Below are 8,023 nucleotides of genomic sequence, written 5' to 3' on the forward strand. Positions count from 1 at the left end.
ATGGAATGCTCGTCCGGTAATGACGAGGCATGAATTCAGGAAGAATCAATGAAGATGGCGAAGTCTCCTGCCACCGCTCCGTTAATCAAGGCATTGGGCGACTATAAAAGCATTCTGATCAGCGTCGGTTGTTTCACCGCGCTGATCAACGTGTTGATGCTGGTGCCGTCGATCTACATGCTGCAAGTTTACGATCGAGTATTGTCGTCGCAGAACGAAACCACCCTGGCAATGCTGTCGTTGATGGTGGTCGGTTTCTTCGCCTTTATCGGGCTGCTGGAAGTGATCCGCAGCTTTATCGTCATCCGCATCGGCAGCCAGCTGGAGCGTCGCTTCAATCTGCGCGTCTATCAGGCCGCGTTCGAGCGCAACCTGTTCAAGGGCGAGGGTAACGCCGGGCAGTCGCTTGGCGACCTGACCCACATTCGCCAGTTCGTCACCGGCCCGGCGTTGTTCGCCTTCTTCGACGCACCGTGGTTCCCGGTCTATCTGTTTGTCATCTACTTGTTCAATGTCTGGCTCGGCGTGCTGGCTACGGCGGGCGCGTTGCTGCTGATCGCACTGGCCTGCCTCAACGAATACATGACCAAAAAACCGCTGGGCGAAGCCGCCGGTTTTTCCCAGCAGTCCAGCCAGTTGGCCACCAGCCACTTGCACAACGCCGAAACCATTCAGGCGATGGGCATGCTCGGCTCGCTGCGCAAGCGCTGGTTCGGGGTGCATTCGCGCTTCCTCGGCTTGCAGAACCAGGCCAGCGACACCGGCGCTGTGATCAGTTCGCTGAGCAAGACCCTGCGCCTGTGTCTGCAATCCCTGGTGCTGGGCCTGGGCGCGTTGCTGGTGATCAAGGGCGACATGACGGCGGGGATGATGATCGCCGGTTCGATCCTGATGGGCCGCGTGCTGAGCCCGATCGATCAACTGATCGCTGTATGGAAGCAGTGGAGCGGGGCGAAGCTGGCTTACCGCCGTCTCGATGCGCTGTTGCAGGCGTTTCCGCCCAGCGACGAGGCGATGGCACTGCCGGCACCGAAAGGCCAGATCACCTTCGAACAAGTCAGCGCCGGCCCGCCCGGGCGGCGTGCAGCCACTTTGCACACGGTCAATTTCAATCTGAGTGCTGGTGAAGTGCTGGGTGTGCTCGGCGCTTCCGGTTCCGGCAAATCGACGCTGGCTCGAGTGCTGGTCGGTGTGTGGCCGGTTCTGGGCGGCACCGTGCGCCTCGACGGCGCTGATATTCATCGCTGGAACCGCGATCAGCTTGGTCCTTACATCGGTTACCTGCCGCAAGACATCGAATTGTTCAGCGGCAGCATCGCCGAGAACATTGCGCGCTTCAGCGAAGCCGATCCGCAAAAAGTCGTAGCTGCCGCGCAACAGGCCGGCGTTCACGAAATGATCCTGCGTTTGCCGCAGGGCTACGACACCAAACTGGGCGAGGACGGCAGCGGTTTGTCCGGCGGCCAGAAGCAACGCGTGGCCCTGGCCCGCGCGCTGTACGGCACGCCGAGTCTGGTGGTGCTCGATGAACCCAATTCCAACCTCGACACCGTCGGCGAAGCCGCACTGGCCAGCGCCATCGCGCAACTCAAGGCGCAAGGCACCACGGTGATTCTGGTGACGCACCGTTCTTCGGTGCTGGCTCAGGCTGACAAATTGCTCGTGCTCAACGATGGTCGTTTGCAGGCGTTCGGCCCGAGTCAGGATGTGCTCAAGGCACTTTCCGGTCAGCACGAACAGCAACGCGAAAAAGCCGCACAAGCACCGGGCGGGCTCAGCATGAGCCGGCAGTATCAGCCCTCGACAAGGAATTCGGGTGTATGAGCAGCGCCAGCATGAACACTGAAAACGAAGCGAACATGGAACACGCCTACCTCACTGAGCGCCCGGAACGCGATGCGAAATTCTTCGCACGCCTGGGCTGGATTCTGGCCATCGTCGGCGCTGGCAGTTTCTTCACCTGGGCGGCACTGGCGCCGCTGGATCAGGGCATTCCAGTGCAGGGCACCGTGGTGGTCTCGGGCAAACGCAAGGCTGTGCAGTCGATGAGCAGCGGCGTGGTCAGCCGGATTCTGGTGCGCGAAGGCCAGATCGTGAAGCAGGGCCAGCCGCTGTTCCGCCTCGATCAGACGCAGGTCGCCGCCGATGTGCAATCGCTGCAGGCGCAGTACCGCATGGCTTGGGCCAGCCTCGCGCGCTGGCAGGCCGAGCGCGACAACCTCAAACAAGTGACCTTTCCGCCTGAATTGAGCAACGACCCGGACCCGCGCCTGGCGCTGGTGCTGGAAGGCCAGCGGCAACTGTTCAGCAGCCGCCGCGAAGCGTTCTCCCGAGAACAAGCGGCACTGCGCGCCAATATCGAAGGCGCCACCGCGCAACTGGCCGGCATGCGCCGCGCGCGCAGCGACCTCAATGCCCAGGCCAGTTCCTTGCAGCAACAATTGAGCAACCTGCAACCGCTGGCCGACAACGGCTACATCCCGCGCAACCGCTTGATGGACTACCAGCGGCAACTGTCGCAAGTGCAGCAACAACTGGCAGAAAACACCGGTGAAAGCGGCCGCGTGGAGCAGGGCATCCTTGAATCGCGCCTGAAGTTGCAGCAGCACGGCGAGGAATACCAGAAGGAAGTGCGCACGCAACTGGCCGATGCGCAGTTGAAAAGCGTGACGCTGTCCGAACAGCTGACCTCCGCCGGTTTCGATCTGCAACACAGCGAGATCCTCGCCACCGCCGATGGCGTGGCGGTCAACCTCGGTGTGCACACCGAAGGCGCCGTGGTGCGTCAGGGCGAAACCCTGCTGGAGATCGTTCCGCAAGGCACCACCCTGGAAGTGGAAGGGCACTTGCCGATCAACCTGATCGACAAGGTCGGCACGCATTTGCCGGTGGACATTCTGTTTACCGCGTTCAACCAGAGCAAAACCCCGCGCGTGCCCGGCGAAGTCAGCCTGATCTCCGCTGACCAGATGGTCGATGAGAAAACTGGCGTGCCGTATTACGTGTTGCGCAGCAGCGTCAGTGATCAGGCGATGGAAAAGCTCAATGGCCTGGTGATCAAGCCCGGCATGCCGGCGGAAATGTTCGTGCGCACCGGTGAGCGTTCACTCCTCAACTACCTGTTCAAACCGCTGCTCGATCGCGCCGGTTCTGCGTTGACCGAGGAATAAGGATGTTCGGCTGTATGAAAAAGCTTTGCATGCTGGGAGCCGCAATGACGCTGCTCGCGAGTCACGCGGCAGTCGCGGCCATGGGGCCGTTTGAGATCTACGAGCAGGCATTGCGCAACGATCCGGTGTTTCTCGGTGCAATCAAGGAGCGCGATGCTGGCTTGGAAAACCGCGCGATTGGCCGCGCCGGGCTGCTGCCACGGATCGGCTACACCTACAACAAGGGCCGCAACTCGTCCAAGGCTACGTCTCTGGATGATCGTGCGCGCAATCGTACTGATGAGCGCAACTACAACAGCTACGGCTCAGCGCTGACGGTGCAGCAACCGCTGCTTGATTACGAAGCTTACGCGGCGTATCGCAAGGGCGTGGCGCAGTCGTTGTTTGCCGACGAAGCGTTTCGCGGCAAGAGTCAGGAACTGTTGGTGCGCGTGCTGGATAACTACACCAAAGCCTTGTTCGCCCAAGACCAGATCGACATCGCCCAGGCGAAGAAGAAGGCCTACGAACAGCAGTTCCAGCAGAACGAACACATGTTCAAGCAGGGCGAGGGCACGCGCACCGATATTCTCGAAGCCGAGTCGCGCTATGAGCTGGCGACTGCCGAGGAAATCGAAGCGCGTAATGAGCAGGATGCTGCCTTGCGTGAGCTCGGGGCGCTGGTCGGCGTGCCGGCGGTGGATATCGGTGATCTGGCGCCGCTTGGTCAGCAATTCCAGACCTTCACCCTGCAACCGGCCAACTTCGACACCTGGCATGAACTGGCGATCAGCAACAACCCGAACCTCGCTTCGCAGCGTCAGGCCGTGGAAGTGGCGCGCTATGAAGTCGAACGCAACCGCGCCGGGCATCTGCCGAAAGTAAGCGCCTATGCCTCGATGCGCGACAACGAGTCGGAAAGCGGCAACACCTATAACCAGCGCTACGAAACCAACACCATCGGCCTGGAAGTCAGCGTGCCGCTGTACGCCGGCGGCGGGGTATCGGCCTCCACACGGCAGGCCAGCCGCACCATGGAACAGGCTGAGTACGAACTGGATGGCAAGACCCGCGAAACCTTGATCGAACTGCGCCGCCAGTTCAGCGCCTGCCTCTCGGGCGTGAACAAATTGCGTGCTTATCAGAAGGCCCTGAAGTCGGCCGAGGCGCTGGTGGTCTCGACCCGACAAAGCATTCTGGGCGGCGAACGCACCAATCTCGATGCGTTGAATGCCGAGCAGCAACTGTTCACCACCCGCCGCGACCTGGCCGAGGCACGCTACGACTACCTGATGGCCTGGACCAAATTGCATTACTACGCCGGGACGCTGAATGAGCAGGATCTGGCGCGGGTGGACGAAGCATTTGTGGTCGCGCAACAGCCCTCACCCTAACCCTCTCCCAGGGGGAGAGGGGACCGATCCGGGGAGATTGGCGAGATGCACCGACTTGAACGAGCTGTGCTGAATCCGTAATCGACTGTTTTTCTCAGGTCGCTGAATGACTGAAGACAACACGGTCGGCGCCCTCTCCCACAGGGAGAGGGCTGACCGAGTGGCCTGCGATAGCTGCATCGACCTGAACCACCGAGCTGGACGCAGGTTTTGACATCAACACAAATCGGCTCCCTCTCCTCGGGGAGAGGGCTGGGGTGAGGGGAACAGGCGACACCGCAATTCAGCCCTGAACAAAACAACAAAAACGAGAGTGATGACCATGGACGTACGCATCAAACCGATTTCGCTCGGCACGCTGTTGCTGGTGACCTCGGCAACGCAGGCGCAATACCTGGAAACCGGCCAGCCCGGCAATCCGGCCAGTTGGCGCAGTGCCGAGTTCCTGCGCGACTGGGGTCTGCAACGCATGCAGGCCGATCAGGCCTACGCTGCCGGCATCACCGGCAAGGGCGTGAAGATCGGCGCGCTCGATTCCGGTTTCGATGCCGCCCACCCGGAATTCTCCGCCGACCGTTATCACCCGGTAACCGCCAGCGGCAGCTACGTCGATGGCTCAGCGTTCAACGTCGACGGCACGCTCAACCCGAACAATGATTCCCATGGCACCCACGTCGTCGGGACCATGGGCGCTGCCCGTGATGGCAGCGGCATGCACGGGGTGGCGTACAACGCGCAGATCTACGTCGGCAACACCAACAAGAACGACAGTTTCCTCTTCGGCCCCAGCCCTGATCCGCGTTATTTCAAAGCGGTCTACGACAGCCTCGCCGATGCCGGGGTGCGGGCGATCAATAACAGTTGGGGCAGTCAGCCGCCGGATGTCAGTTACCGCACTCTCGCGGATCTGCACGCCGCCTACGCGCAGCACTGGAAAAAGGGCACCTGGCTCGACGCCGCTGCCGACGTTTCGCGGCGCGGTGTAATCAATGTGTTCAGCGCTGGCAACAGCGGCTACCCGAATGCCAGCGTGCGCTCAGCGCTGCCGTACTTTCAGCCGGATCTGGAAGGCCACTGGCTGGCGGTGTCCGGGCTAGATCAGAGCAATCAGCAGAAGTACAACCAGTGCGGCATCGCCAAATACTGGTGCATCACCACACCGGGGGCGAAGATCGACAGCACCATCCCCGGCGGCGGTTATGCGATCAAGTCCGGTACCTCGATGGCGGCACCGCACGCGACCGGCGCCCTGGCGCTGGTGATGGAGCGTTATCCGTACATGACCAACCAGCAGGCGCTCGAGGTGCTGCTGACCACCGCTACGCAACTCGATGGCTCGGTCACAGACGCACCGAACGAGCGCGTCGGCTGGGGCGTCGCCAACCTCGACCGGGCGATGCGCGGGCCGGGGCAATTGCTCGGTGCGTTCGATGCCAATCTGGGGGCAGGGCAGCGCGACGTCTGGAGCAATGACATCTCCGACAACGCGCTGCTCCAGCGCCAGCGCGAAGACCTCGCCGAGCACAGCGCCTGGCAGCAAACCCTGCAGGACAAAGGCTGGCAGAACGGTCTCCCGGCCGGCGCCAGTCAGCAGGAGCAGACCGATTACGCGGTCGGCATGCTGCGTGATGCGGCAGCGGCGAACCGGGTGTACGAGGGCAGCCTGATCAAGTCCGGCCCCGGGCAATTGCTGCTCAGCGGCGCAAATACCTATCGCGGCCCGACCACCGTCAACGGCGGTCTGCTGACCGTCAACGGTTCGCTGACCTCAGCGGTCACCGTCAACGACAGCGGCACCCTCGGCGGCTCCGGACGCATCGGCGCGTTGACCGCCAACAGCGGTGGCCGGGTCGCACCGGGCAATTCCATCGGCACCTTGAACGTCGCTGGTGATGTGACACTCGCCCCGGGCTCGACCTACGCCGTTGAGCTATCGCCCACCAGCAGTGACCGCATCGTCGCCGGCGGCACGGCAACCGTCAGCGGCGCCAGCGTCAGCCTGGCGCTGGAAAACAGCCCGACCTTGCTCAGCAGCGCCGAAGCGCAAAGCCTGCTCGGCCGCCAGTACAACATCCTGCAAGCGGCCGGCGGCGTGCAGGGGCAGTTCGCTGCGGTGGTGCCGAACTACCTGTTCATCGGCGGCGCTCTCGACTACGCCGCAAGCGGCATTCAGCTGAATATCCAACGCAACGCGACAAGCTTCGCCAGCGTCGGGCAAACGCCGAACCAGCGTTCGGTGGCGGCGGCAGTCGAAGGGCTGGGCGCCGGCAATTCGGTTTACGAAAGCGTTCTTCGTGCACCGACTCAGGCCTCGGCGCGACAAGCCTTCCAGCAACTGAGCGGCGAGATTTATCCAGCGCTGGGGACAATGCTGATCAACGACAGCCGCCAGTTGCGTGATGCGGTCGGCGAGCGGCTGCACGATGAGTCGGCGACCCGCAGCAACGGCTGGATCAAAGCCCTCGGCGCTTGGGGCAGCACCGATTCCAGTCACGACACGGCCGGCTACAACACTTCGATCGGCGGTCTGCTGGCCGGTGTCGACGGCGCGCTGGACGAGCAGACCCGCATCGGTCTGGTCACCGGCTACAGCGACAGCTCCTTGAGCATGGGCTCGGGCACTCATTCCTCGGCAAAAGTCGACAGCTATCACCTCGGCGCTTACGTCGGGCACGACATCGGCGCCTGGCGCTTGAGCAGCGGTGCGGCGTACAGCTGGCATCGCGGCGATGTGAAGCGCGATCTGCAATACGACGAGGTCAGCGCCAAGCAGAAAGCCAAGCTCGATGCGACCACCACTCAGGTTTTCGCCGAGGCGGCGTATCGCTTGCAGTTGCAAGCGTTGGCGCTGGAACCGTTCGCCAACCTGACCTACCTGCATCTCGACACCGCAGGCTTCACTGAGAAGGGCGATGCCGCTGCGCTGAAAAGCGCTGGCGATCTGCGCGATGCGGTGTTGAGCACCTTGGGCGTGCGCGCGAGCAAAACCTTCAATCTGGCGAACCAGCAAGCGCTGGATGTCAGTGCCCGTCTCGGCTGGCAGCACAGCCTCAGCGATATCGAATCAGAACAGCATTTGCGTTTTGCCAGCGGCGGCACGCCGTACTCAGTGGCGAGTTCGGCGCTGGTACGTGATGCCGCACTGGTCGGCGTGCAGGCCAGTCTGGCATTGAGCAAGGACGTGCGGGTCAACCTCGATTACAACGGCCAACTGGCCAGCCGCGAGAAGCTGCATGGCGTCGGGCTGAGCCTGAACTGGCAGTTCTGATTGCATGTGTTTGAGCCACTGTGGCGAGGGGATTTATCCCCGCTCGACTGCGCAGCAGCCGCAAAACCTGATCGTTCCCACGCTCCGCGTGGGAACGATTAAGGCAACGCCAGCCGCGAGGAGCTGCATGGCGTAGGGCTGAGCCTGAACTGGCAGTTCTGATTGCATGTGTTTGAGCCACTGTGGCGAGGGGATTTATCCCCGCTCGACTG

4 protein-coding genes are annotated in these 8,023 nt (G+C 62.3%); all 4 read left to right on the top strand.

The annotated features are described in order from the left end of the window. Positions 1-48 precede the first annotated feature (48 nt). Positions 49-1,824 carry a type I secretion system permease/ATPase gene (locus tag AAEZ10_RS02840; protein WP_350567524.1) on the top strand — a complete coding sequence of 592 codons (1,776 nt, stop codon included), beginning with the start codon at positions 49-51 and terminating at the stop codon, positions 1,822-1,824. After that, positions 1,821-3,170, top strand: a complete 1,350-nt coding sequence (locus AAEZ10_RS02845; protein WP_122698212.1) for an HlyD family type I secretion periplasmic adaptor subunit — start codon at positions 1,821-1,823, stop codon at positions 3,168-3,170. The genes AAEZ10_RS02840 and AAEZ10_RS02845 overlap by 4 nt, the downstream gene beginning before the upstream one ends. A 2-nt stretch (positions 3,171-3,172) precedes the next feature. After that, positions 3,173-4,543 carry a TolC family outer membrane protein gene (locus AAEZ10_RS02850; protein ID WP_350567527.1) on the top strand — a complete coding sequence of 457 codons (1,371 nt, stop codon included), beginning with the start codon at positions 3,173-3,175 and terminating at the stop codon, positions 4,541-4,543. Positions 4,544-4,865: 322 nt separating this feature from the next. Beyond that, the gene (eprS, locus tag AAEZ10_RS02855) at positions 4,866-7,811 is read left to right on the top strand and encodes an autotransporter serine peptidase EprS (protein WP_350567530.1); all 2,946 of its coding nucleotides are present in this window, start codon (positions 4,866-4,868) and stop codon (positions 7,809-7,811) included. Positions 7,812-8,023 lie beyond the last annotated feature (212 nt).

Source organism: Pseudomonas sp. H26/SER47-MNA-CIBAN-0231 (assembly GCF_040310465.1).
Lineage (GTDB): Bacteria > Pseudomonadota > Gammaproteobacteria > Pseudomonadales > Pseudomonadaceae > Aquipseudomonas > Aquipseudomonas atacamensis.